The sequence below is a fragment of the Nonomuraea sp. KM88 genome (assembly GCF_052245635.1).
GTDB lineage: Bacteria > Actinomycetota > Actinomycetes > Streptosporangiales > Streptosporangiaceae > Nonomuraea.
Genome location: NZ_JBQQCC010000031.1, coordinates 19267 through 41896, shown reverse-complemented (window position 1 = coordinate 41896; position 22630 = coordinate 19267). Strand labels below are relative to the sequence as shown.

At 67.6% G+C, this 22630-nt stretch carries 22 protein-coding genes and 1 tRNA gene; 8 read left to right on the top strand and 15 right to left on the bottom strand.

The annotated features are described in order from the left end of the window. Window positions 1-4: 4 nt before the first annotated feature. Window positions 5-463 (bottom strand): GatB/YqeY domain-containing protein, encoded by a 459-nt coding sequence (locus ACTWPV_RS46915; RefSeq protein ID WP_347650878.1) that lies wholly within the window; start codon window positions 461-463, stop codon window positions 5-7. A gap of 89 nt (window positions 464-552) precedes the next feature. Between ACTWPV_RS46915 and ACTWPV_RS46910 the strand changes: the two genes are divergently transcribed. Beyond that, the gene (locus tag ACTWPV_RS46910; protein WP_443156821.1) at window positions 553-1416 is read left to right on the top strand and encodes a metallophosphoesterase; all 864 of its coding nucleotides are present in this window, start codon (window positions 553-555) and stop codon (window positions 1414-1416) included. A 65-nt stretch (window positions 1417-1481) separates the two neighbouring features. Then, window positions 1482-1555 (top strand) — tRNA-Pro (locus ACTWPV_RS46905). A gap of 102 nt (window positions 1556-1657) precedes the next feature. Here ACTWPV_RS46905 and ACTWPV_RS46900 read toward each other — a convergent pair. The 4 genes from ACTWPV_RS46900 to ACTWPV_RS46885 form a co-directional block, all read right to left on the bottom strand. Next, window positions 1658-2839, bottom strand: a complete 1182-nt coding sequence (locus ACTWPV_RS46900) for a site-specific integrase (RefSeq protein WP_443156804.1) — start codon at window positions 2837-2839, stop codon at window positions 1658-1660. Window positions 2840-2843: 4 nt separating this feature from the next. Beyond that, window positions 2844-2996, bottom strand: a complete 153-nt coding sequence (locus ACTWPV_RS46895) for a CopG family ribbon-helix-helix protein (protein WP_106240258.1) — start codon at window positions 2994-2996, stop codon at window positions 2844-2846. A 100-nt stretch (window positions 2997-3096) separates the two neighbouring features. Then, window positions 3097-3273, bottom strand: coding sequence for a helix-turn-helix domain-containing protein (locus ACTWPV_RS46890; RefSeq protein ID WP_443156803.1), 177 nt, complete (start codon window positions 3271-3273; stop codon window positions 3097-3099). Window positions 3274-3629: 356 nt separating this feature from the next. Next, entirely contained in the window at window positions 3630-5330 is a 1701-nt protein-coding gene (locus ACTWPV_RS46885) for a hypothetical protein (protein WP_443156820.1), read from the bottom strand. On the opposite strand from ACTWPV_RS46885, the gene ACTWPV_RS46880 reads away from it, so the two are divergent. Continuing rightward, a complete protein-coding gene (locus ACTWPV_RS46880; RefSeq protein WP_443156802.1) occupies window positions 5220-5705 on the top strand; it encodes a hypothetical protein in 486 nt (161 codons plus the stop codon). The genes ACTWPV_RS46885 and ACTWPV_RS46880 overlap by 111 nt on opposite strands. A gap of 158 nt (window positions 5706-5863) precedes the next feature. Here the strand turns inward: ACTWPV_RS46880 and ACTWPV_RS46875 are convergent, their stop codons facing one another. After that, a complete protein-coding gene (locus ACTWPV_RS46875; protein WP_443156801.1) occupies window positions 5864-6001 on the bottom strand; it encodes a hypothetical protein in 138 nt (45 codons plus the stop codon). Window positions 6002-6188: 187 nt separating this feature from the next. Between ACTWPV_RS46875 and ACTWPV_RS46870 the strand changes: the two genes are divergently transcribed. Next, window positions 6189-7532 carry a tetratricopeptide repeat protein gene (locus ACTWPV_RS46870; RefSeq protein WP_443156800.1) on the top strand — a complete coding sequence of 448 codons (1344 nt, stop codon included), beginning with the start codon at window positions 6189-6191 and terminating at the stop codon, window positions 7530-7532. A gap of 144 nt (window positions 7533-7676) precedes the next feature. Here ACTWPV_RS46870 and ACTWPV_RS46865 read toward each other — a convergent pair whose 3' ends face one another. The 3 genes from ACTWPV_RS46865 to ACTWPV_RS46855 all read right to left on the bottom strand — a co-directional run bounded on the left by ACTWPV_RS46865 (window position 7677) and on the right by ACTWPV_RS46855 (window position 10534). Then, window positions 7677-8003 (bottom strand): hypothetical protein, encoded by a 327-nt coding sequence (locus tag ACTWPV_RS46865; protein WP_443156799.1) that lies wholly within the window; start codon window positions 8001-8003, stop codon window positions 7677-7679. A gap of 499 nt (window positions 8004-8502) precedes the next feature. Beyond that, window positions 8503-9777: an MFS transporter gene (locus ACTWPV_RS46860; RefSeq protein ID WP_443156798.1), complete on the bottom strand. Its 1275-nt coding sequence runs from the start codon at window positions 9775-9777 to the stop codon at window positions 8503-8505. Between the two features lie 415 nt (window positions 9778-10192). Next, the gene (locus ACTWPV_RS46855; protein ID WP_443156797.1) at window positions 10193-10534 is read right to left on the bottom strand and encodes a hypothetical protein; all 342 of its coding nucleotides are present in this window, start codon (window positions 10532-10534) and stop codon (window positions 10193-10195) included. A gap of 275 nt (window positions 10535-10809) precedes the next feature. On the opposite strand from ACTWPV_RS46855, the gene ACTWPV_RS46850 reads away from it, so the two are divergent. Together ACTWPV_RS46850 and ACTWPV_RS46845 are read left to right on the top strand one after the other, a co-directional pair. Further along, on the top strand, window positions 10810-11271 hold the full coding sequence (locus ACTWPV_RS46850) for a GNAT family N-acetyltransferase (protein WP_443156796.1): 462 nt from the start codon (window positions 10810-10812) through the stop codon (window positions 11269-11271). 95 nt (window positions 11272-11366) lie between these two features. After that, window positions 11367-14207 carry a BTAD domain-containing putative transcriptional regulator gene (locus tag ACTWPV_RS46845; protein ID WP_443156795.1) on the top strand — a complete coding sequence of 947 codons (2841 nt, stop codon included), beginning with the start codon at window positions 11367-11369 and terminating at the stop codon, window positions 14205-14207. A gap of 117 nt (window positions 14208-14324) precedes the next feature. Here ACTWPV_RS46845 and ACTWPV_RS46840 read toward each other — a convergent pair whose 3' ends face one another. Then, the gene (locus ACTWPV_RS46840) at window positions 14325-15311 is read right to left on the bottom strand and encodes a hypothetical protein (protein ID WP_443156794.1); all 987 of its coding nucleotides are present in this window, start codon (window positions 15309-15311) and stop codon (window positions 14325-14327) included. 672 nt (window positions 15312-15983) lie between these two features. On the opposite strand from ACTWPV_RS46840, the gene ACTWPV_RS46835 reads away from it, so the two are divergent. Further along, window positions 15984-17003 (top strand): alpha/beta hydrolase family protein, encoded by a 1020-nt coding sequence (locus tag ACTWPV_RS46835; protein ID WP_443156793.1) that lies wholly within the window; start codon window positions 15984-15986, stop codon window positions 17001-17003. 156 nt (window positions 17004-17159) lie between these two features. On the opposite strand, the gene ACTWPV_RS46830 is transcribed toward ACTWPV_RS46835, so the two are convergent. From ACTWPV_RS46830 to ACTWPV_RS46810, 5 genes are all read right to left on the bottom strand, one after another. Next, complete coding sequence (locus tag ACTWPV_RS46830) at window positions 17160-18170, bottom strand: GlxA family transcriptional regulator (RefSeq protein WP_443156792.1); 1011 nt, start codon at window positions 18168-18170, stop codon at window positions 17160-17162. A gap of 151 nt (window positions 18171-18321) precedes the next feature. After that, window positions 18322-18801, bottom strand: a complete 480-nt coding sequence (locus ACTWPV_RS46825; protein WP_347650055.1) for an RrF2 family transcriptional regulator — start codon at window positions 18799-18801, stop codon at window positions 18322-18324. Between the two features lie 145 nt (window positions 18802-18946). Continuing rightward, on the bottom strand, window positions 18947-19351 hold the full coding sequence (locus ACTWPV_RS46820; RefSeq protein ID WP_443156791.1) for a RidA family protein: 405 nt from the start codon (window positions 19349-19351) through the stop codon (window positions 18947-18949). Window positions 19352-19354: 3 nt separating this feature from the next. Then, window positions 19355-20539 carry an MFS transporter gene (locus tag ACTWPV_RS46815; RefSeq protein ID WP_443156790.1) on the bottom strand — a complete coding sequence of 395 codons (1185 nt, stop codon included), beginning with the start codon at window positions 20537-20539 and terminating at the stop codon, window positions 19355-19357. A gap of 217 nt (window positions 20540-20756) precedes the next feature. Beyond that, window positions 20757-21971, bottom strand: a complete 1215-nt coding sequence (locus tag ACTWPV_RS46810; protein ID WP_443156789.1) for a trans-sulfuration enzyme family protein — start codon at window positions 21969-21971, stop codon at window positions 20757-20759. A 74-nt stretch (window positions 21972-22045) separates the two neighbouring features. On the opposite strand from ACTWPV_RS46810, the gene ACTWPV_RS46805 reads away from it, so the two are divergent. Continuing rightward, window positions 22046-22627 (top strand): helix-turn-helix domain-containing protein, encoded by a 582-nt coding sequence (locus tag ACTWPV_RS46805; RefSeq protein WP_443156788.1) that lies wholly within the window; start codon window positions 22046-22048, stop codon window positions 22625-22627. Window positions 22628-22630 lie beyond the last annotated feature (3 nt).

Below are 22630 nucleotides of genomic sequence, written 5' to 3'. Positions count from 1 at the left end.
GGACCTACTTGCCCGCCAGCCTCGCGCGCACCGTGGCCGCGACCCGGCCGCCCTCGGCCCGACCGGCGACCTTCGGGTTGACGGCCTTCATGACCTGCCCCATCGCCTGCGGCCCCGACGCGCCCGTCTCGGCGATGGCGGCATCGACCAGCGCCGCCAGCTCGTCGTCCGACAACTGGGCGGGCAGGTATTCCTCCAGCACCGCCTGCTCGTCGAGCTCCGCCTGCGCCTGCTCGGCCCGCCCCGCGTTGCCGAACGCCTCCGCCGCCTCGCGCCGCTTCTTGGCCTCCTTGGTCAGCACCTTGATGATCTCGTCATCGGTCAGCTCCCTGGCCTCCTTGCCGGAGACCTCCTCGACGTTGACCGCCGCCAGGGCCATGCGAATCGTCCGGAGGCGTACGTCGTCCCGGCTCTTCAGCGAAGCCGTCAGATCGGCCTTCAGCTTGTCTTTCAATGCGCTCATGCGCACCATCTTGCCGCCTGCGTGAACGCCCCGCGCCGGATGTCGGGCATCATGAATGGGTGAGGAAAGCCGTCGCAGTGCCACTGTCCATGCTCGGTCTCGGCCTGGCCGGACTGGGTTACGCCTCCGTGGTGGAGCGCAACTGGTTCCGCCTGCGCCGTTTCGACGTACCCGTGCTGGAGCGCGGCCACCGTCCCGTGCGCATCCTCCACCTGTCCGACCTGCACCTGACGCCCGGGCGCTCGATGCTCATCAAATGGGTGCGCTCCCTGGGCGACCTGGAGCCCGACCTGATCGTCAACACCGGCGACTCGATCGCGCACCCGGAGGCCGTCCCGGCCCTCCTGCACGCCCTCGAGCCCCTGCTGTCCCGCCCCGGCCTGTTCGTCTACGGCTCCAACGACCTCTACGCCCCCCAGCCGAAAAACCCGGCCCGCTACCTGTGGCGCACCTCCAGGAACGAACGCCGCCAGCAGGTCCCCAACCTGCCGTGGGAAGAGCTGGGCGCGGGCATGGCGTCCGAGGGCTGGCTCGACATGAACAACACCACGGCCCGCATCAAGGTGGCCGACCTCGACGTGGCCGTGGCGGGCATCCACGACTCCCACATCTCCCGAGACCGCTACGACCTCGTGGCCGGCCCCGCTCCCGCGGACGCCGACCTGCGGCTGGGCGTCATGCACTCCCCCGAGCCGCGCAACATGACCCGCTTCGCCGACGACGGCTACCAACTCCTGCTGGCCGGCCACACCCATGGGGGCCAGCTCTGCATCCCGTTCTACGGCGCCCTGGTCACCAACTGCGGCATCGACCGCGCCAGGGTGAAAGGGCTGAGCCGCCACGATTCGGCCTGGCTGCACGTGTCCGCCGGCCTCGGCACCTCGCCGTACGCACCGGCCCGGTTCGCCTGCTTCCCCGAAGCGACGCTCCTGACACTGGTCCCCCGACGCTAAAGGCGGTCACAACCACCTTGGGAGTCCGCTAGACTTTTCCAAGCACGTGCACGACGGCGTGCGACCGGGGTGTAGCGCAGCTTGGCAGCGCGCTTCGTTCGGGACGAAGAGGTCGTGGGTTCAAATCCCGCCACCCCGACAGAGTTTTGCCAGGTAGAGGACTTGATCCGCTAAGCGGGTCGGGCCCTTTTCCGTTTCTTGAAGTCGATGGGAGCCAATCGGGGAGCCACCTCACTCGGACTCAACCCGTCGGCTTGTCGCCGAAGATTGTGTTCATGGTGTGCGCGCCCTTGGTGATCACCGGCTTGAGCTGGTGCCGGTAGACCGCTTCCGTGACGCTCGTGCCTGCGTGCCCGACGAGATCGGCGATGGTCTCGATGGGTACGCCCTGGTCACTCATGATGGAGACGAACGAGTGACGCAGCTCGCGGGGTGTCCAGTCGGTTCCGATCCCCGCGTTCTTGGTGATCTGCCGGAACGCCCGCCGTACGTTCGCGGCATCCAGCGGGGTGCCGACGCTCGTACAGAACACCAGGTTGTGATCTTGCCACAGCCCGCCCACCTTGAGCTTCTGCGCGGCTTGGCGAGCGTGGTGGTGCCGGAGTGCTTCGGCGGCGAGCCTGGGCAATTCCAGCGTGCGACGTGACTTGCGGGTCTTGGTGTCACCTCCTACTCGGTCAGCTCGCCACACGTAGATGGCGAACCTCTTGTGCTTGAACCCTGCCTCGGTCACCGGTTGCCACGCCTTGAGGCTGGGGATCCAGGCGACGACGTGATCCCAGCGCAGCGCGCGGGCTTCCTCGGTACGGACGCCCGTCGTGAGGCTGAGCACCACGTAGGCGTGGAGTTCGGACGACTCGGCGGCCTGGAGCATCGCGTCCGCCTGATGGCGAGTGAGTGCCTTGCTGGGCCTGCCGTCCTTGCCCGTGGGCGTGGTGACCAGCTCGGCGACGTTCCTCAGCACCAGGTCACGCGCCTGAGCTTGCCGGATGGCTCGCTTCAGCACGCTGTGGACATCTCGTAGCGTCCTGGTAGCCAGGTCGCCGGAGAGTGCGTCCAGCCACTCATCCACATGATCCGCACGTAGCTGCTGGAGCTTCATCTTCCCCAGCCTGGGGATGACGTGCGACTCGGCGAGGATGCGTTGCTTGGTTACGGTGTTCTCGGATCGGCCCTTGAGGCCTTTGCTGAGCCAGTCGTTGACGGCATCGCGCACGGTGTAGGTCTCCGATGCGGTGACGCCGGACTCAAGAGCCTTGACGGCCTTGATCAGCTTGTCCCTGACGGCCGTCTTGGTCTTGGCCTTGCGCTTGAGGCGTTGGCGCTTGCCGTCGGGGCCGAACCCGAGGGAGATGGCTCCGGTGAAGCCGTCTCCCTCGGGGTAGATGGTCGCTTCGTACTTGCCGATCAGGATCTTGGCCAAGGGATCACCCCTTCTCGTGACGGTTGAGGTACTCCTCGATCGCCTTCCTGATCACCCACGACACATCTCGTTCCTGTGACTCGGCGTACTTGCGGAGACGGTCTTTCAGTTCCGTGTCCACGCGTACGGGAGGCAGGGTGGTTCGGTCGCTCGTCATTGACGGCTTCCTTCCTGTGTCATGCAGTTATCAAGAGGCGCCGGCCGGTTGTGCGGCGGTTCCGGACAACCGGCCTTGTAGAACGTTGTAGCACGATGCTCTACGCCTCGTCTATCGATTCCAGCGAGGAAACGAACTCGGCAAGGTGCCGGTCGGTGATCCGGCGCAGCTTGCCGATCTTGATGCTGTTGAGCTGTCCGGTACGGAGAAGGAAGTAGACCTTGTCACGTCCGATGCTCAGCATCTCCGCGACTTGTTCGACGGTGTATGCCTGCATGTGCATCCCCCCTCTCGGTCGTCGGGGTGTGCGGCTCCCTTCCGTGCGGGGGTCCCGCGCACGGTCGTAAGTTACGGATGGTGATCGTCCGCCGGTTCGTCCGTCCGCGCCTGTCGCTGCCTCTACACGCGCAGACGCGCGGACGGACGCGGACGGCGGACGCGGACGATTACGGATCGTGTACCTCTGGGAGGGCTCTCCAGCGTCCTCGTGAGACCTGTTCGACCTGGCGCGTGCGGCTCAGCTCTTGGAGGCGTTGGTAGACCCAGGTTCGGCGCATGCCGGTTGCGCGCATGAGGTCGCCGATGCTGACCCCGTCGTTCGGAGCCTGCCTCAGGGTGGCGGTGAGGGTGTCTTCAGCGGCTCGTACGGGGTTGTCGCGCGCGTGTCGGGGTGAGGGGCGGATGGTGGGCTGTGGTGGTGGGGTGGGCATCTCTGCCGCGCGTTTGAGGGCTTGAGCGGACACCTCGTCGAGGGGCGGGCGGTGGTCGGCGTGCTGTTCGGCGGTGGCCTGTACGCCCTCGTCGTCGAGCAGGTACGTACGGGCGCGGCGGGGGATGTCGTGTTCCGGGGAGCTGATCAGGAACTTGCCGGGGGCGTCCAGCTTGTGCGGATGCCATCCGGTCTTCACCATGCCCTGTCCCAGGATCAGGTCTCCGTCGCGGGCTTCCCGGACGCGGAAGCACAGCCGGACGTCCATCTGGGAGCGGACCGCGCTCTTGCCCATCGCGTCCTTGGAGGGGCGTTGGGTGGCGGCGATCAGGTTGACCGCCGGCGCGCGGCCACGGCGGGCGATCGAGTCGGCGTGGTCGATCGCGCGTGGTGCCTCGCTGGCCAGTTCGGCGTACTCGTCGATGACGATGATCAGCGCGGGCCGTTCCGGTGAGGGCTCCCATACGCGTTCGCCGCGCGTGGTGAGGTCGTCGGCGCGGCCGTCGAGGATGACCACGGCGTCGGCGAGCAGAGCCTCCGCTTCCTGCGGGGTGGTGGCGATCCGGTCGATGCAGGACGCCCACGGGAGCAGTTCCATACCGCGTTTGAGGTCGACGGCCCACAGGATCACGTCCCGGCAGGCGGTCAGGTCGCCGAGCAGGACGTTGACGCCTCCGGACTTGCCTGCCCCGGACATGCCCGCGAACAGCGCATGTCGGCGAAGCAGGGGTACGCGGACCGGGCTGCCGTCCTCGAACAGGCCCAGCTTGACCGGTTGGGTGATCGAGGTGATGGAGGGGCCTGGCCAGGCGATCGCGTCGGCGTGCGGGTCGGTTTCGATGACGCGTACGTCGGCGCGGTTGGCCTTCTTGCTGGCCACGGGCTGGACGCGGATGCCGCCGCGCGTGGTGCCGAGCGCCGATTCCAGGCGGGGGACGGCGTTGATGGCGTCTTCGACGGTCTGGCCGACGCCCAGCCCGAGCCGGAAGCGGTAGCCCCACAGATCGACCATGGCCGATTGGATGCGGGATCCGGCCAGGCCGGCGGCTTGGGCGATGTCCGGCCAGGCGGCCAGCGTACGCTCCACGCGTACGCGGGCACGCCTGCGGCGGTGCGCCCACCAGGGCACGGCCAGCACGAGGGTGCCGACGCCGAGCACGGCGGGTAGAGGGTCGGTGAACGGCCCCAGGTAGGCGGCCAGGGTCAGCCACGTTCCGGCGAACGCCGTGGTGACGGCGGCGTAGCCGCGTTCGATCGGGCGGGTGAGGTTGACCCACGGGCCCCACAGGGCCAGTGCGCCAGCCACGAGGGCGGTGGCGATGATCACGGTGGGCCACCAGTCGGGGAACCAGCGCCGCAGGACCATGCTCGCGGCCAGGACGCTCACGCCGATGGTGAGCGGGGCGAGTTCGGACCGGTAGCGCCAGGCCAGGCGGGCGATACCGGCGATGGCCAGGGGCGGGCCGGGTGAGCGGGGTGGTGCGCTGTTTGCGGCCCTTTCCGGTGCAGTGTAGGTGGGCGCCCCATCCGAGCTCGGCATCAGCGCAGGTCAGCGAGGTGAGTTCGGAGACGCGCAGCCCGGTCTGCATGGCGACGAGCAGCAGCAGGTGGTCCCGGCGGCCCAGCGGGGTGGACTGGTCGGGAACCGCGAGGAGCGCGTCACTCTCGGCGCGGGTCAGGAAGCACACGTCGGTGGAATCACGGCGCTTGTGAGGGATGGCCAGGACGCGCTGGATGAGCAGGGCATGTTCGGGGCAACGCAGCGCCGCGTAGCCGAACAGGGAGTGGATCGCGGCCAGCCGGGCGTTGCGAGTGGTGATGCCGTTGTGCCGGTCGGCCTCGAGATGGTCCAGGAAGCCGCAGACGAGGTCGGCATCGATGTCGGCCAGGTCCAGGGCTGCAGCCTTGACCCTGTGCCCACTACCTCGTGCTGTACGCGCAGCCACACCTGCATGCTGACGGCGCGGATCTCGGTCGCGTCGCGGAAGCGAGCGGGGTAGAGCATGTTCTTCGGAGCGTCGCCGTTGGGCACGCTGGGGTCGGGGATGGCCAGAGCGGGCACCTCGATGACGATCCGCCGCTCGTCGGGACCACATTGACCCAGGACTGCGCCCGATAGCCATGGCCCCGCATTGCGGTCGTCGTTGACCCGGCACCGTCAGCGGCGAAACAGCAGGCGTAGTAGGCGCCAGGCACGGGAGCGTCGTGCTTGGTCGGTGGAGAAGAGATAGACGCCGCCGAGGGTGACGAGCACGGCGGTGATGGCGAGGCCGACCATGCTGAGCTGGGGCATCATCGGTGGGTGTTCCCTTTCGAGTTGCGAGGAAGCGCCTTGGTGTCCGGGTCACACGAGTCGGAGACGGGTCTGACCGGGCACCGCTTGAGGCGCGACTGCCCCGGTGTGGGCGGTGTGCTTACCACTGTGTGGTTTGCCAGGAGCGGTCGGAGGGATCGCAAACGAGCTTTGACGTGAGCTGACGAAAATGAACGGGCACGAGCGAATTACCGCAAATGAGCTTTACAGCCGCTTACAGCCTGGGATGCTCGACGGCATTATGAGCGAGTCTGTCAGCACGGCTAACGATGAGGCCTTGGCCCTCTTGCGGGAGCGGCTGCAACAGTTGCACGCCTACGCGGGGGAGCCAAGCACCCGGCAGACTGCCAGGGACCTCAAGGAGCAGGTCAGTCACACCACTGTGCATGCCGTGCTGCGGTGCCGGAAGCGGCCAGCGTGGCGGCAGTTCGAGTTGGTCGTGAAGGCGTGGGGCGGCGATGTCGAGGAGTTCCGCCAGCTCTGGCTCGACGCCCGACCCCGCCCATCGCCCAAACCTGATGTGTCATCGGCCAGAGGGACGAAGCCGGAAAGCCTCAACCTTCCCGCGCAGCAGCTCAGACCCGCCGACCACCCCAACGACGCGGCAGAGGCGCGGAACCTGCTCGCTGCTCTGTTGCCGATCGTTGAGCGAGCGCGGGGCCCCGAGCACCAGGACACTCTCACCATCCGACACAACCTCGCAATGTGGGTCGGAGAGGCAGGGAACGCCGCCAGCGCCCAGGAGCAACTCACTGCCCTGCTTCCAATCCGCGAGCGAATACTGGGCCGCCTGCACCCTGACACTCTGGCCACTATGAACTCCCTCGCCCACTGGACTGGACGGGCGGGGCACCCAGAAGTAGCCCGTGATGCCCTCACTACCCTGCTCTCCCTCTATGAACGGGAGCTGGGTCCCAAGCACCGCGATACCCTGGCTATCCGGTACGGCCTCGCCAACTGGACCGGACTGGCAGGGGACGCGGAATCGGCCTATGACCAACTTGGCGATCTGCTGCCCATCCATAAGGCCGTGCTGGGCCCCGAGCACTCTGACACCTTGGCCACCGAGTTCCGCATTGCCCTCTGGATCTGGGAGTTGGGGTTCGTGGAAGCGGCTCGTGCCCGGCTTGCCGCCCTGCTCCCCATCCGCGAGCGCGTACTGGGCCGCCTGCACCCTGACACTCTGGTCACCCGGTGCGCCCTCGCCAACTGCATAGGGGCGGAGCCGGAGGGGGACCCGCAAGCTGCCCATGATGCCCTCGCCGCCCTGCTCTCCGACTATGAGCGCGTCCTGGGCCCCGAACACCCTGACACTCTGGTCACCCGGTGCAGCCTCGCCCTCTGGACGGGGGAAGTAGGGAACGTGGAAGCGGCTCGTACCCAGCTTGCCGCCCTGCTCCCCATCCGCGAGCGCGTACTGGGCTCCAAGCACCGCCACACCCTGTCCGTCCAGCGCGCCCTAGCCCGCTGGACGGTGGAGCCGTGGGACACGGCCAACGATGAAGGAGCCTGAATCAGGAGACCTGACAAGAGTCGACTTTGCAAGCCAAGACTTAAACGAATGCAAAGCATTCAACGGTAGCCCATTCCGGCGATCTCGGCAGCCCACGCACAAGCAGGCCACCGTCGACAGACGGCCGTGGCCTGTTTGCCGAGTTCAGCCGTGGTCTACCTCGTTCCGTACACGCTGCCACACGTGCATGTTGACGGCGCGAATCTCAGATGCGTCGCGGAAGCACGTCGGGTAGAGAAGATTTTCCGGAGCGTCGCCATCAGGCACGCTGAGGTCAGGTATGGCCAGTGCAGGCACCTCGACGACGACCCGCCACTCGTCGGGACCGCACTGAGCCAGGACGGCGCCTGGTAGCCACGGCCAAGAGTCGCGATCATCGTTCTCGTCATCGCGTAGGGGATACCTGACGAGGACGGGAGTGTCTTCGGGGAAACGCCCGTCGTTGTAGTCGGGATAGTACTCGTTGATCATGGATTCCTCTCCCACCCCGGGGAGGAGCCACGGGAGCCAATTCTGGGAGCCACTGCCTTGCGGCCCTTTCAGACTTTCCCGGTCCTGCCCGGAGTGTTTTGCGAAGTGAGAGGCACCCCGATCGACTCAAATCGACATTCTCAGACTTCCCGGCTTTCCTTCGGGACGAAGAGGTCGTGGGTTCAAATCCCGCCACCCCGACAGAGTAGTACCAGCTTAGAGGCCGGTTCCGATCTTCGGAGCCGGCCTTCTGCGTTCCCTGCGTGACTACCGCAGCCATACCGCACCGCGACGAGCGGCATACGGCCGTCTGCCGTCGCCTACACGCTGACCGATCCTGCCTTCTTTCCCCGCGAGTCCCGACAGGCCAGTCATGCCTGGCCTGTCGGAAAATTGTTGCCTGGCGGTTTTTGGCTATGCGTGGGAACGCTGCGCCTCGACCGCCAAGCCCGATGGCCGGCCCTCGCGGCGGCACCGCGCGGGCCGGCTCGATCGGTGCTCACCGGCAGCTGACGGTCTCATCCCCAGGGAGAGTGTCGGCATCGGGGCGGGACGTGGTGTGGGCACGGGCGGCGGCGATGGTGGCCCGGCCGGAGGGCACACGGGCCGCAATCGCGATCACGACGATGGCGGCCAGCCCGGCACCCATGAGCAGGACCTGCACGCTGACCACGTCGGCCAGTGGCCCGAACACGACCATGCCGATCGGGGTGGCCAGCGCCATCACGATGCCGACGTAACTGAACACGCGCCCGTGCATGGCAGGTTCGACGGTCTCCTGGATCAGCGTCATGAACGGCGTCGAGAACAGCGGCACCAGCAGTCCGAACATGAACATGAAGCCGTAGAAGACCCACAGGTTGCCGCTCAGCCCGAGCGCCACGGTCACCAGCCCGAAGCCGTAGACGGCGACGAGGATCAGCCCGATCCGGCTGCGCTTGGCCAGCACCGTGGACACCAGGACGCCGCCGAGCAGCATGCCCAGGCCGAAGGCGATCTCCAGCACCGCCAGCATCCACTCCTCGCTGCCGAACGTGCGCGCGACCATCAGCGGCGTGACGAACGAGGGCGCCACGGTGAGCAGGAAGATGACCGCGTACACGACGAGCAGCCAGCGCACGATCGGCTGGGTGCGGATGTAGCGCATCCCCTCCGTCAGGTCCTGCCGGTAGGAGGCGCTGGCCTCGGCCGCCCGCTCCAGGGTCGGGACGGTGACCAGGGCGAGCAGCCCGATCCCGATCACCGCCGTGACCGCGTCCAGGAAGAAGACGGGGACGAGGCCGAAGGCGGCGAAGATCGCACCGGCGGCGGCGGGGGCGATCAGCATCATCGCCGACTGGATGGTCTGGAAGATTCCGTTGACGCGCATCAGGTGCTCACCCGGCACGATCTGCGGGATCATCGCCTGCACGGCGGGGGTCTGGACCCCCGCGCCCAGCGACCTGACGGCCACGGCCAGCAGGACGATCCACAGGTCGTTCACGCCGCTGGCCATCAGCAGCGCGAGCGCCAGCGTCGCTGCGGCGATGGCGCCGTCGGCGATCATCACCAGGAGCCGGCGGTTCATCCTGTCGGCGAGTACGCCGCCGAAGATCGACATCAGGCCCTGGGGCAGGAACGCGGCCACCGCGTAGAGGGCCACCGCCAGCCCGGAGCGGGTCTGCAGCGTCACCCACCACATCACCGCGTACTGCGCGATCATCGAGCCGAACAACGACATGGTCTGGCCGGTAAGGAACAGGGCGACGTTACGCCGCCAGTGGGTGGTGGTCATCTGGTCTTTCTCCGCTCGCAATGGGCATGGTTCTCCCCGCCGGGGTGAGCAGGGACTGGGGTTGTCGTGGTCAGGTGGCGGGCAGGTCGGATGCCGCGCCGTGCAGGAAGAGATCGGCGATGTCTTGACGGCGCCTGCTGTCCGGGGATCGGCCGGGCGTTTGTGCGGCGGCGTGGTCCCCTCTGTCGGCAGAGATGGCCACGGGTCGGCTCCATGAAGGCCGGGGCCAGGAACCCGGATCGGCCTGTCGCAGTTGTCCGGTCCTGACCGCTGTTCCATCAACTCGGCGCCGGCCCGAGGGCGATGAACTCCTCGGTATTGGTGCCGTAGGTGCACATCGCCCAGGGTCAGCCCCGTCAGCCGCCGACCCCGGCGCCCTCGCCGCCGAGGCCGGCGGCGAGGGCGCCGGAACGCCTCAGTTGAGGTTCGCCAGGAGTTCCGCGAAGACGTGCGGTCGGCTGAAGCAGCCGACGTGCGAGGTCGCCAGCGTGTGCGCCTGGAAGGGGCTGTACGGGGTCAGCGCGTCCGCTTGGCGGATCATGTAGTCCTGGACGGCCGGGGTGATGCGGTCGGTGAACAGTTCCGCATCGGCGTGGGCACTGCGCCAGTTCAGTCGGGCCACACCGGGGCCAGGCAGGTCGACGGCGTGCGAACGATGCCCGAGCAGGGCCAGTTCGTTCTGCAGAAGTCCCCAGGCCCGGGAGTTGCTGGAGCCGCCGTGAACGAACACGAAAGTGGGGCGCGAGGTTGCGCGCATGAGAAGAATCCTCGTCATCCAAAAGGCGAACGGTGAACGGAAAACCCAGTGCCGGCGACGGCCGGCACCGCGGTCAGAACGCCGACCGGAGGCGGATGAAATGCCAGTTCTGGATGACGGAACGCATAGGGCTGAGTGTAGTAGACGGGGTGCGGCCTTCGCGCGCACCCCCCAGTCGGCGAAAGCTTTCAGCGGCTACGCAGGTGAGGGCGCCTGTGTGACGCGGCGCGTACACGAAGACGGTCCGAACCCCGCCGGACCATCTGCTGGAATGGGTGCTGCGTTCCGCGGATCCCACCGATCTCGAGGCGATCGTGGAGTTGCGGGCGACAGTGATGCGGCCGGACCTCGAGCGACTGGGACGGTTCGACGAACATCGGGTCCGGCAGCGGCTGCGGGACTCCTTCTCGCCGGAGCACACCTCGGTCATCGTGGCCGCCGGCGCCTTCGCGGGCTCCGTCGCCGTGCGCCCGGCCGATGAGGGGCGATGGCTGGAGCACTTCTATCTCGCCCCGGAGTTCCAAGGCAGAGGGCTCGGATCGGCCGTCCTACGGACCCTGCTCAAGAGGATCGATGCCGACGGCGCCCTCGTTCGTCTGAACGTTCTGCAGGGCAGCGGCGCCCAGCGACTGTACGAGCGTCACGGGTTCACCGTGGAGGCCCAGGACCCGATCGACGTCTACATGGTGCGACGGCCGGTTGAGCCCGCAGCTGCGGAGAAGCACTCGATCCCATGAGCCACGTCACCGGCGATGCGCGATGGGGAGCCCCTTCGCTACCACCAGCCCTTTCACGGGCAGGATGGGCTTATATGTGGCGTTAACCTGGGATTATGCGCTTCGGGGTGCTTGGGCGGGTGCAGGTGTGGACGGCTGAAGGCGAGCCGGTGCCGGTGCCCGAGACCAAAGTGCGTGCCCTCCTGGCCGACCTGCTCGCCCATCAGGGCCAGGTTGTGGGGACGGACCGGCTTATCGAAGATCTATGGGAGGACGATCTGCCGGCCAATCCCACCGGCGCACTGCAACTGAAAATCTCCAGGCTGCGGCACGCGCTCGATCAGGAGCCGGGTGGCGGTCGACTGGTGGCTTCCCAGCCGCCCGGATACGTGCTCGACGTCGGTCCCAACGCGACGGACGCCGGACGGTTCGCCGAGCTGTCGCTGCGGGCTCAGGACGCGACGGATCCCCGGACCCGGGTGACGCTGCTCAACGAGGCGCTGGCGTTGTGGCGAGGGCCGGCGTTCGCCGATTTCGCCGACAGCGGCTTCGCCCGGACCGCAGCCCATCGGCTGGAGGAGCAGCGGCTGGCCGCGTTGGAGGTGCAGGCCGAGGCCCGGCTGGAGACCGGCGAGCACGCCCTGCTCACCGGTGACCTGGTCGACCTCGTGGAACAACATCCGCTGCGGGGGCGGCTGCGGGCGGTCCACATACGCGCCCTGTATCGAGCCGGGCGACAAGCCGACGCACTGGCCAGCTACGAGGACCTACGCAACCGTCTGGCCGAGGACCTGGGCCTGGACCCCGACCCAGAACTGATCGCTCTCCACCAGGCGATCCTGGAGCAGGACCCGGCTTTGCTGGCCGGCACGGCTACGAACGTCTCCTGCGAGCATCCCGTCGGCCGCCTGCCCGCGGAGGTGACCAGCTTTGTCGGGCGCGGAGGCGAGATAGCCCGGGTCAAGCGCCAGCTGTCCAACGCCCGGATCGTGACGCTGACCGGTACAGGCGGGGTCGGCAAGACGCGGCTGGCGCTGCGAGTGGCGGCCGAGGTGCGCAACGATTTTCCGGCCGGTGCGTGGCTGGTCGAGCTGGCCGCGGTGGAGAACCCCGAACTGTTGGTGCACAAGGTCAGCGAGGCGCTCGACATCCAGGACCGCTCGTCCCGCCCTCCGGTGGAGGTACTGGTCGACTTCTTGCGCGGCAAGCACCTGCTGTTGCTGCTGGACAACTGCGAGCACCTGATCAACGAGTGCGCCCGGCTGACCGAGTCGCTCGTACGTTGCCTGCCTGACCTGGTCGTTCTCGCCACCAGCAGGCAGGCGTTGCGTATCGAAGGCGAGCAGGTCCTGGCCGTGCCCGCCCTCACGGTCGGGGAAGAGGGCGACGGCGAGATCGGGCAGAGCGAGGCGGTGCAGTTGTTCGCCGAACGTGCGTCGGCGACGTCGCCGGGATACGCGGTGAGCGACGCGAGCCGTCCCATGCTGGAACGGATCTGCCGGCGGTTGGACGGCATACCTTTGGCGATAGAGCTGGCAGCGGCGCGCATCAAGGTGCTGTCCGCGGAGCAGTTGCTGGAGCGGTTGGATGATCGGTTCCGGCTGCTGAGCAACGGGATGCGGATGGCGCCGTCTCGGCAGCAGACGCTGCGGTCCATGATCGACTGGAGCTACGGCCTCTGCACCGAACTGGAGCGGTTGTTGTGGGCACGCGCCTCGATGTTCGTCGACGGCATGGATCTGAAGGCGGCGGAGTCGGTCTGCTCGGGAGACGGCATCGAGCCTGCGGAGGTCATCGATCTGGTGACCGGCCTGGTCGACAAATCCATTCTGATCAGGGAAGAGCGCACCGAGGAGGCACGCTACCGGCTGCTGGAAACCTTGCGCGAGTACGGGCGTGACCGGCTGCTGGAGTCCGGCACGCACACTCGATTTCGTTCCCGGCACCGCGACTGGTACCGGAGCCTGGTCCGTCGAGGTGAACGCCAATGGCTCGGGCCTGGCCAGGCCGAGTTGTTCGCCCGGTTGCGCGGCGAACAGGGCAACATCCGCGCCGCCCTCGACCACTGCGTCACAGAGCCCGGCGGTGCCCAGGTCGGCCTGGCGATGGCCGCCGATCTCTGCTGCTATTGGATTGCCGCGGGCGCCCTGCGTGAAGGCCGGCGCTGGCTCGAACTAGCGCTCGCCCTGGACGACGCGCCGACCGTGGCACGCGCGAGAGCCATGAGCGTGAACGCACGACTGGCCAGCCTGCAGAACGACTTCGCCGCCGTGGAACCGATGCTGCACGAAGGTCAGTCGCTGGCCCGGCGTCTTGGGGAAGGGCAAAGTCTCGCCATGTTCACACACGTGAGCGGCCTCCGCGCGTTGTCTCGTCAGGATCTGCCCGGAGCCGTGGTGCTGTTCGGTCGGGCTCGACAGCGGTATCTCGACATGGACGACCCGATCCACGCCGCGCTGTCGCAGATGTATCTCGCCACCGCCCATGCCCATCTCGACCATCATGAAGAGGCCTCCTCGCTGTTCTCGGACGCTGTGTCGACATGCGAGGCGCACGACGAAGTGTGGTTGAGGTCGTACGCCCTCTGCATGTCGGGCATAAGCGCTTGGCGGACAGGGGACATGGCAGGCGCGCGCGAGCTGGTGCGCGAGGCCATCCGGCTGAAGCGGCCGTTCCGTGACCGCCTGGGGCTGGCGATGTGCGTGGACGTGCTGGCCTGGATCGCCGCGCACGAGGGTGAAGGTGGACGCGCCGCCATGCTGCTCGGCGCCGCAGGCGAGCTCTGGCAATCGCTGGGCGGCTCTCTCTCCGGATACCTGACCGGATATCACCGGCAGTGCGAGGAGATCACGCGTGCCCACCTGGGCGACACACGCTTCGAAGCCGCGAAGCGCTGTGGGGTTGAACTGCGCATGGATCCATTGATCGAACTCGCGCTGGGGAAGGCGGTCGAGTAGGCAGCCACGAACGTCGCCGGCAGTTCCAGGACAACCGATGGGGTTCCCGTAGGGCTCTTTACCATGGACCGTGACCGGCTGGGACCGCCGGCCTCTCGCATCTCGCCCGTGGTCTCCTCAGCGAGGGCGGGGAAGGTCGAGCTTGTCCCACAGCTGCGCCAACCCTTGTGTACGTGGTTCGTCGCGGCCGTCCTCGACGTGGGTGTAGAGCGCGAGCACCAGCCTGCGGCCGCGTTCGTACCGTTCGTCGCTCCAGGTCTTCAGACGCTCCAGCCCTGCGTGCACCGGCCCGAAGTCCGCAGGGAAGAGATAGAAGCCGACATCGACGAGCGCGGGACGGCTGACCTGTCCGTGGTGGCGGGCGGACTCGAAGGGCTCCCGCACCACTTCGCCCTCACTGACGGCGCTGTTCTCCATCTGGTCGTGGACGACGTCGAGGTACGGGTCGCCTGCCAGGAGTTCCCCGTACCGGAGGGCGACCCAGGGATGCAGCCCTTCACTCCCGCCCTTGGCGGGGTGGGACTCCCGGTGAGCGTACTGGAGTACGCTCACCGCCCTGTCCTTCTCATCCTGCCCGATCAGTACGTGACTTTCGAGGTAAGCCGCGTAGCCGGCGAGCAGGCCGTCGCACATCTCTCGTGCGTACGTCAGCGGTTCGAGAGCTGCGACCTGGTCAGCGGTCTGGAGCAAGAGGTTGCCGAGGAGGATGGCGGCGAGGTCCCCGAGCTCAGCGCCCTTGTGAGCGTCGGCGGCCTGCTCGAATCCGTTCCGTGCCGTATCCAGGTCGCCTTTGAGCTGGGCGGCCAGGCTGCGCAGGAGCAGCCGGCCAGAGCCCGAGGACGTGAACGATGCGAATTCCGGTGTGAGCATCACGGCGGCCAAGGGGCCGAGCCACGGGTCCTCCCCCGCGGCCACCTGCTCCAGCCGTTTGCGGCAGGAGCCGCCGAGACCGTTCTCATCGAGTGAGATGCCCGCCAGCGCCATGGCCGCATGGCCGGACGCGGCGGTACGTCCCGTGCCGGCGATCGAGGTAAGCACCGCCCGCGCTTGCGGCACATCGCCCGCCCTGTACATCGCCAGCGCACGTTCGACCTCATCTGGCACCGGGCTCAGGAGGTCGGGGGGAAGTGGAAGGGCTGATCCGTGAGAGTCCAGCATGAAATCTTCAGTCATATCGCTGCTTTCCCATGCGAGTTGTCTAGTAAGAAAAATGCACCAGGACGGGACGGAAATATGCTTCGGCCGTCGGTGGGGTTGCCGAGGATCTTGGCGTAGTTATCCCCGGCCGCAACCCGGGCTTCGCGCACGGACCGTCATCCCGGTGCGCCGATCAGAGCCACCGCCTGTCACTACTTCCGTAGGGGGGTGAAACAGGTCCCGGGCGCTGACGAACGTCCACAAAAATACGGGCAACGCTGACACGGACGTGTTCGTCCGCCAGCTCGACCACGACGAAAGTATGGGGGCGCCGAATCACTTTCGTCGGCTCCGGAATGCGGTCGTAACCGCCACCGTGAAGCCATGTCCACAGGGAAATCTCCTCGACGGCGCACCGCTGTCGGCATCGCCACCACGTTGGCATTCATGGCAACCTGCGCCACTTCGCCTGCCTCAGCGAACACGTCCCAGCGATATGATGCGGCGTCCACGGGAACCACGCCCATCACCTTCGATCTGCCCGAACCCGGCGGCGCCCGTTCCATCGGCACTACCGAGTTGCACCTGGTCGATCGCGACAGGCCGGACCCCTGGGTGCCGGACAGTCCGCGGGAGCTCATGATCAGCGTCTGGTATCCGACGGCGGAAAGGGTCTCGAAGAGGGGGAGCCGCTCCCTGCAGTTTGCGCCATACCTGCGCCCCAACGCAGCGGCGCATATCGACAAGGCGGGAAGCTTCGGCACCAAGCCCGGAGAGGTCGATTGGCGGGCCATCTCCACCCACGCCGTGGAGGGGGCGCCGGTACGGTCCGGACGTCGCCTGCCCGTCGTGCTCTACTCGCCAGGGCTCGGGGTCCCGCGCGCCCTGGGCAGCGTTCTGGTGGAAGAGCTGGCCAGTCGTGGCTACGTCGTGGTCACCATGGACCACACCTATGAGACGGCTCCCGTGGAATTCCCCGGCGGGCGAGTCGAGGGCATGAAACTGCCTGCCTCGAGCACCGAGGTGCGTAAGAAGGTGATGCGCACCCGGGTGGAGGACACCAGGTTCGTCCTCGATCAGCTCGCCGCTCTGCGTCAAGGACACAACCCCGACGCCGGCCAGCGCGAGATTCCCGCAGATCTGGGAACGATCCTGGACCTGTCGAAGATCGGGATGTTCGGCCACTCCGCGGGCGGGATCCAGTCCGCCATGACCATGCGAGAGGACCGGCGCATCGACGCGGGCATCGACATGGACGGCACCATGCAGTACGCCACCGATGACCTGATGCCCGTCGCGCTGGAAGGGCTGAAGCAGCCCTTCATGCTCATGGGTGCCAACACCCAGACACACGTGACGACTCCTTCGTGGAAGTCTTTCTGGGAGAAGTCCACCGGCTGGAAGCGGGACCTGAACGTCCCCAAGGGGCGCCACTACACGTTCACCGACGTGCAGGCGTTCCTACCGTCCCTCGACGACAAGCTGGATATCTCGCCGCAGTTCCGCACCGCCAACATCGGTACGGTCGATCCGAAACGGATCATCTCCTCCCAGCGCGCCTACGTCCCGGCGTTCTTCGACAGGCACCTGCGCGATCTGCCCAGACCGATCCTCAACGGACCGTCACGACGACACCCGGACGTCAGATTCATCCGATGACACCTGCACGGCAGACCGCGGCCGGCGACTCGCCGGCCGCACCAGGAGACATGCGCCCGCACTCCGGCGGAACGGCGACGCGCCAGCACAACGGCGTACTTTCCGCACTGCCGATCGGGCGCCTGTTTCATGGAAGAACGATCGCGAGGCTGAGACTCACACCTTGATCACGCTAGTGCTGCGGAAACGTTCCCTGCACGCTCTGGGGGAGATGCCCAGCTGCCGGATGAAGGCGCGCCGCATGATCTCCGCGCTGCGGAACCCACATCGGCGTCCCACGGTGTCCAGCCCTTCCTCTGTCGTCTCCAGCATCGTCCGGGCGGCTTCGACACGCACTCGTTCCACGTACTGGCCGGGACTGATGCCTACCTCGCGGGTGAACAGCCGGCCGAAGTGACGGACGCTCATCGACAGCTGCTCCGCCATGGCGGGAATGGAGAAGTCCGATTCCGGCGCGGCCACGATGTCACTCAGCAGGTGGCGCAGCGCCTCGTTGCGCACGGGGCGGCTCCGCTGCCAGATGCTGAACTGCGACTGACCTCCCGGCCGCTGCATGAACACCACCAGCCACTTGGCCAGCCTGCGGGCCATTGCCACGCCGTAGTCTTCCTCTACCAGAGAGAGCGCCATATCCACACCCGCCGTAACCCCCGCGGAGGTGATGATCGGCGAGTCGCGCACGAAGATCGCATCGGGCTCCACCGCTACCGAGGGGTAGGCCTCAGCCAGGTCCGAGCAGTAACCCCAGTGCGTGGTGGCCCGCCGGCCGTCGAGGAGCCCGGCCTCGGCCAGGATGAACGCGCCCGTGCACACGGATGCGACGCGCCGGGCGAACGGGGCCAGCCTGCCGACCTCGGAGAGGAGCCCCGCGTCCCGCAGCGCGTCCTGGAAACCAAGCCCGCCCGGCACGAGCAGTGTTCCCCCGAAGCCGCTCACGCGCGCGAGGTCCAGGTCGACGCCGAGCCGGACGCCCCACTGCGTGACCACGTCGCACCCGCCGACCGAGGCCAGGCGTACGCGATAACCATGCCCCATGAGATGCGCGGCCCCGGAGAACACCTCCAACGGCCCTGCCGTGTCCAACAGCTGAACCCCGTCATAGACCGCCAGGAGCACCTGGTGCTCAGGAGGCGTCTTGATCGGCTCGCCGTGATCAGGGGGTGGCATATGACAGGACCTCTACCTTGCCGTTCAGCAACTGTCGCCGGACCTGGCCGGCCGGGTGCGCCTATCGTGGCCATGGTCCCCGTGAAGCGGGAACTGACGATCGTCGACCGCGACCCCCTACCTTCGTCGCTGCCGGTCGCCCGAGCGTGGATCAGGATCGCCGCCTCTGGAGCCCGCGACGAGTCTGCGCCGGCACCACGGGAAATCTGGCCTCCACCGTGGCCTTCACGTCGGCCAGCGTCTGTCCGGCCAGTTCTCTGCGCCAGGACAGCTCTGCCTTGCGCATGACCTGCGAGATCACGCAGGTCGTGCGATAGTCGGCTTCCTGCTGCGCTTCCGGGGCGTGACTGAGGATCTCGGTGCACTGGAACGCCTCTTCGGTGCCTTCGATCGCCACCACCACGTCCAGCACCGTGATGTCCTGCAGCCGGCGAGCGAGCTGGAATCCGCCTCGCGGGCCCGTGACCGACGACACGATCCCCGATCGCGCCAGAGCCTGCATCTGCTTGTTGAGATAGGCGGGAGGCAACTGGAAGTAGTCGGCAAGAACGGCGGTCGGCACACATTGGCCGTCCTCGACCCATGCCAGGTTCAGGCAGGTGTGCAGCGCCCACTCCACGCCTTCACTCATCCTCACAATCTGGATAATACATATCTAAATAGTTGGGCCACAAGCGTGGGCACCCGTGGTGAGCAGGGGTCGGCCGCCGGCAGGGTCACACCTGCTCCAACCGGCTCCCGCCGGCGCCCCGGGCCTGCACCCTCCGATGGCGGGCTCAGCCGGCGCTGCCCGCCACGGCGACAGCGTCGACCTCGAACAGCATGTCCGGCAGAGCGAGCGCGGCCACCCCGGTCAGCGTCTGCGTGGGCGGCACATCGTGCCAGATGTCCTGCACAGCCTGAGCGATGATCCCCAGCTTGGCGATGTCGTGGTCGACGATGTGGGTACGGATCTGCACGACGTCCCCATAGTCAAGACCGGCCGCGGCGAGCGCCGTCCCCAGGTTCGCGAAAGACTGCCTGACCTGTTCGGCGAAGTCCCCGCTGGTGACGTGGCCGTCGCCGTCGGAGGCGTACTGGCCGGCGATGAAGACGAGGTCACCAGACGCGCGCGCGATGTGGCTGTAGCCGAAGCCGACCGGATTGTGCAGGGACTCGGGGTTGATGATGGCGTGTGTCATGGTCTAGATACCTTTCGAGCTGGTGTTCGTGTTTCTGGAGACGATGGTCAAAGCGGAGGCCAGAGTCAGCCCGGAAGCCACCCACAGCACGGCGACGGTGGCGATCCCGTCGGCGGCGAGCCCACCGAGCAGGGCGCCGAAGGCTATGGACAGGTTGAACGCGGCGACGAAGAGCGACGACGCGGACTCGGTCAATTCGGGTGCGGCCTTGAGCATCCAGGTTTGCAGCGTCACGGAGACGCCGCCGTAGGCCAGGCCCCACATGATCAACAGGATGGTCGCCGTGAGCGGGCCCGCAGCGGTCACGGCGAACAGCGCCGTGACCACCGCCAGGGCGAAGGCGATCAGTACGAGCGTTCCGCGCAGGTGCTTGGACACCCAGTGGCCGGCGGCGAAGTTGCCGGCGATGCCGGCCACGCCGTACACCATGAGCAGCGTGCTGATCATGCTGTCGTCGATGTCGGCGAGGCCCTGAAGAAGGGGACGAACGAAGGTGTAGCCGGCGAAGTGCCCGACGATGAGGAGGACGGCGACGGCCAGACCGATCCGCACGCCGGGGTTCTTCCGGAGCAGGGCGAGCAGGTCGGCGAAACCGATCGCGCGCTGTGACGGCAGGCTGGGCATGAGGAGGAGCAGGCAGACCAGCGCGACCAGCCCCAGGCCGCCGACGGCGGCGAATCCACCCCGCCATCCCGCGATGTCTCCGATCAAGGTCCCAGCAGGGACGCCGAGCACGGAGGCCGTGGAGACGCCGGCGAAGATGACGGCGGTCGCGGTGCCGGTTTGGGAGGGTGGCACCAACCGGGCGGCGAGCCCGCCGGCGATCGCCCAGAAGCCTCCGACGCTCACTCCGACGGCGAAGCGCGCCACCAGCACGACGGCGAAGTGCGGAGCCAGCGCGCAGGCCAGGTTGGCCACGGCCATCAGCCCGACCAGCCCGGCCAGCATCAGTTTCCGGTCGATCGCTCCGGCCCGCACTGTGAGGAGGGGAGCGGCCAGCCCGGCTACGAGCCCTGGCACGGTGACCATCAGGCCGGCCATGCCGGCGGAGACTCCCAGCTCGTCGCCGACCGGGGTGAGCAGGCCGACGGGCAGTAACTCAGACGTCATCAAGGAGAAGATCCCCAAGGTCACCGCGAGAACCGCGAGCCACCCTCCCGACTTTGCTTTTATCTGGATAGGAAACATCTAGAATTTTCTCCCAAGGATGCAGCCGTGAAGAGGGGACGTTCGAGCTCCACAGCCCCCACAGGCACCTCCGGCGGCCCTGGCTCGAAACCGCCGGAATGCTCTGAACCCGACCGGGAGGCCCTACCCGTTCCCGGCTGAGGGTTGCGCTCATGTGTGCAGTACGCGGTGACCACTCCATCGCCGCCTGAATCTGGATATTACATATCCAGATTTATCACCGCAACCGCCCGGTGGAGGAGCCTCGATGACGGAGCCCGAGAGGGTGCTGCCGTCCAGCTTCGGCAGCGCTGACCAGCGCCTGGTCCAGGTCGTCCCAGAGATCCTCGACGTGCTCGCAACCGACGCTCAGGCGCAGCAGGCCGGGGGGCACGTGTTCCTGCCCCGGCAGTTTCGCCCGGCGTTCGATCGTGCTCTCCACCCCGCCGAGGCTGGTGGCGGAGTGGATCAGGCGGACGGCCGCGCACACCGCATCGGCGGCCCGCGCTCCCCCACGCACCTCGAAAGACAGGACCGCTCCGAACCCGTCCATCTGCGCGGCCGCCCGCGCGTGGCCGGGATCGCCGGCCAATCCCGGATAGCGCACCCGGTCGATCGCGGGATGGGCGTGCAGGCGTTCGGCGAGTTCACCGGCGGCCCGCTGCCCCGCCGCGACACGTACGGCCATGGTCCGCAGCCCGCGCAGGGCGAGGAAGGCTTCCAATCCTCCCGGCGTGGCGCCGGCCAGTTCCCGTCGGGCACGCAACCGTTCGTACAGATCCTGGTCGGCCGTCACGGCGAGACCGATCAGCAGGTCGGAGTGACCACCGATGAACTTCGTCCCGCTGTGCATCACGATGTCGGCGCCCATCGCCAGCGGACGCTGGAGGATCGGCGTGGCGAACGTGTTGTCGACCGCGACGAGCGCGCCCGCGGCACGCGCCCCCGCGCACAGCTCCGGCAGGTCGGCCACGTCCATCAGCGGGTTGGTGGGAGACTCCAGCCACAGCAGGTCCGCACCCCGAGCGGCGGCCAGCACCGCGCCGGTGTCGGTGACGTCGACGTGGTCGAGTTCCCAGCGACCAGGAGGGGAACCGGCCGCGAGCAGCGTGCGCACGGCCGAATAGCTGTCGCTCGCCACGACGACCCGGGCTCCGACCGGGAGAAGCTCGACGATCGCCGACACGGCCGCCATGCCCGAGGCGAACGCGACGGCGCCCCCGCCTTCCAGCGCTCCGACAGCCGTCTCGAGCGCCGCCCAGGTCGGGGTGCCGTCATCGCGCGAATACTCTGCCGCCGCCTGCCCCGGTCCGGCCGCGTGAAAGTTCGACGCCATCACCAGCGGCACGTTCAGCGGCTCGCCCGGCCGGCGTGGCGGCCGGCCGGCCGCCACCGACACCGTCTGCAGCCGCAACCGTTGCAGATCGTCGTCCGGCCCATCGTTCCTGTCCACCACAACCCTCCCCTTTCCATCATTTAGTGCACTATAATGCATTCAATAGTGCACCAGTTGATGGGGACGTGTACATGCGGGAGCTGGGCGAGGTCGCCGCCGCCATCGCGGGCCGGGTGCGCGCGAGCCGGCTGGAACGCGGCTGGACGCTGGACGAACTCGCCAGCCGATCGAGCATGAGCCGGCGCATGCTCGTCAGCATCGAACAGGGCCGGACCAATCCGAGCATCGCGACCCTGCTACGCCTGTCCGACACCCTCGGGATCGGGCTGCCCGCGCTCGTCGCGGTCGACCACACCCCCGCGCTGACGGTGACCAGGGCGGAGGATGCCCCCGTCCTGTGGCGGGGACCCCTCGGCGGTGAGGCCAAGCTGATGGCCGGCACGAAACCGCCGAACGTCGTCGAGCTGTGGGAATGGACTCTGCAGCCCGGCGAATCGTACGGCAGCGACGCACACGCTGCCGGGACCAGCGAGCTCCTGCTGGTCATAGAGGGCCAGGTGGAGGTGAAGGTCGCGGAGGAGGTGGCGCTGCTGCCCGCGGGGGACTCCGCGGTCTTCCGCGGTGACCGTGACCACCATTACCGCAATCCCGCCACGACCGCGAAGGCCCGCTTCACTCTGGCGATCCAGCAGCCAGGGGTGGGCCTCGACTGATCG

Coding starts and splice junctions, on each gene's coding strand:
- ACTWPV_RS46825 (WP_347650055.1), bottom strand. CDS start 18,801: ATGAGTGAAGGCGTGGAGTGGGCGCTGCACACCTGCCTGAACCTGGCA.
- ACTWPV_RS46860 (WP_443156798.1), bottom strand. CDS start 9,777: ATGACCACCACCCACTGGCGGCGTAACGTCGCCCTGTTCCTTACCGGC.
- ACTWPV_RS46875 (WP_443156801.1), bottom strand. CDS start 6,001: ATGATGCCCCAGCTCAGCATGGTCGGCCTCGCCATCACCGCCGTGCTC.
- ACTWPV_RS46815 (WP_443156790.1), bottom strand. CDS start 20,539: ATGTTTCCTATCCAGATAAAAGCAAAGTCGGGAGGGTGGCTCGCGGTT.
- ACTWPV_RS46890 (WP_443156803.1), bottom strand. CDS start 3,273: ATGCAGGCATACACCGTCGAACAAGTCGCGGAGATGCTGAGCATCGGA.
- ACTWPV_RS46910 (WP_443156821.1), top strand. CDS start 553: ATGCTCGGTCTCGGCCTGGCCGGACTGGGTTACGCCTCCGTGGTGGAG.
- ACTWPV_RS46865 (WP_443156799.1), bottom strand. CDS start 8,003: ATGATCAACGAGTACTATCCCGACTACAACGACGGGCGTTTCCCCGAA.
- ACTWPV_RS46845 (WP_443156795.1), top strand. CDS start 11,367: ATGCGCTTCGGGGTGCTTGGGCGGGTGCAGGTGTGGACGGCTGAAGGC.
- ACTWPV_RS46870 (WP_443156800.1), top strand. CDS start 6,189: ATGAACGGGCACGAGCGAATTACCGCAAATGAGCTTTACAGCCGCTTA.
- ACTWPV_RS46805 (WP_443156788.1), top strand. CDS start 22,046: ATGCGGGAGCTGGGCGAGGTCGCCGCCGCCATCGCGGGCCGGGTGCGC.
- ACTWPV_RS46915 (WP_347650878.1), bottom strand. CDS start 463: ATGAGCGCATTGAAAGACAAGCTGAAGGCCGATCTGACGGCTTCGCTG.
- ACTWPV_RS46820 (WP_443156791.1), bottom strand. CDS start 19,351: ATGACACACGCCATCATCAACCCCGAGTCCCTGCACAATCCGGTCGGC.
- ACTWPV_RS46835 (WP_443156793.1), top strand. CDS start 15,984: ATGATCAGCGTCTGGTATCCGACGGCGGAAAGGGTCTCGAAGAGGGGG.
- ACTWPV_RS46830 (WP_443156792.1), bottom strand. CDS start 18,170: ATGCCACCCCCTGATCACGGCGAGCCGATCAAGACGCCTCCTGAGCAC.
- ACTWPV_RS46855 (WP_443156797.1), bottom strand. CDS start 10,534: ATGCGCGCAACCTCGCGCCCCACTTTCGTGTTCGTTCACGGCGGCTCC.
- ACTWPV_RS46895 (WP_106240258.1), bottom strand. CDS start 2,996: ATGACGAGCGACCGAACCACCCTGCCTCCCGTACGCGTGGACACGGAA.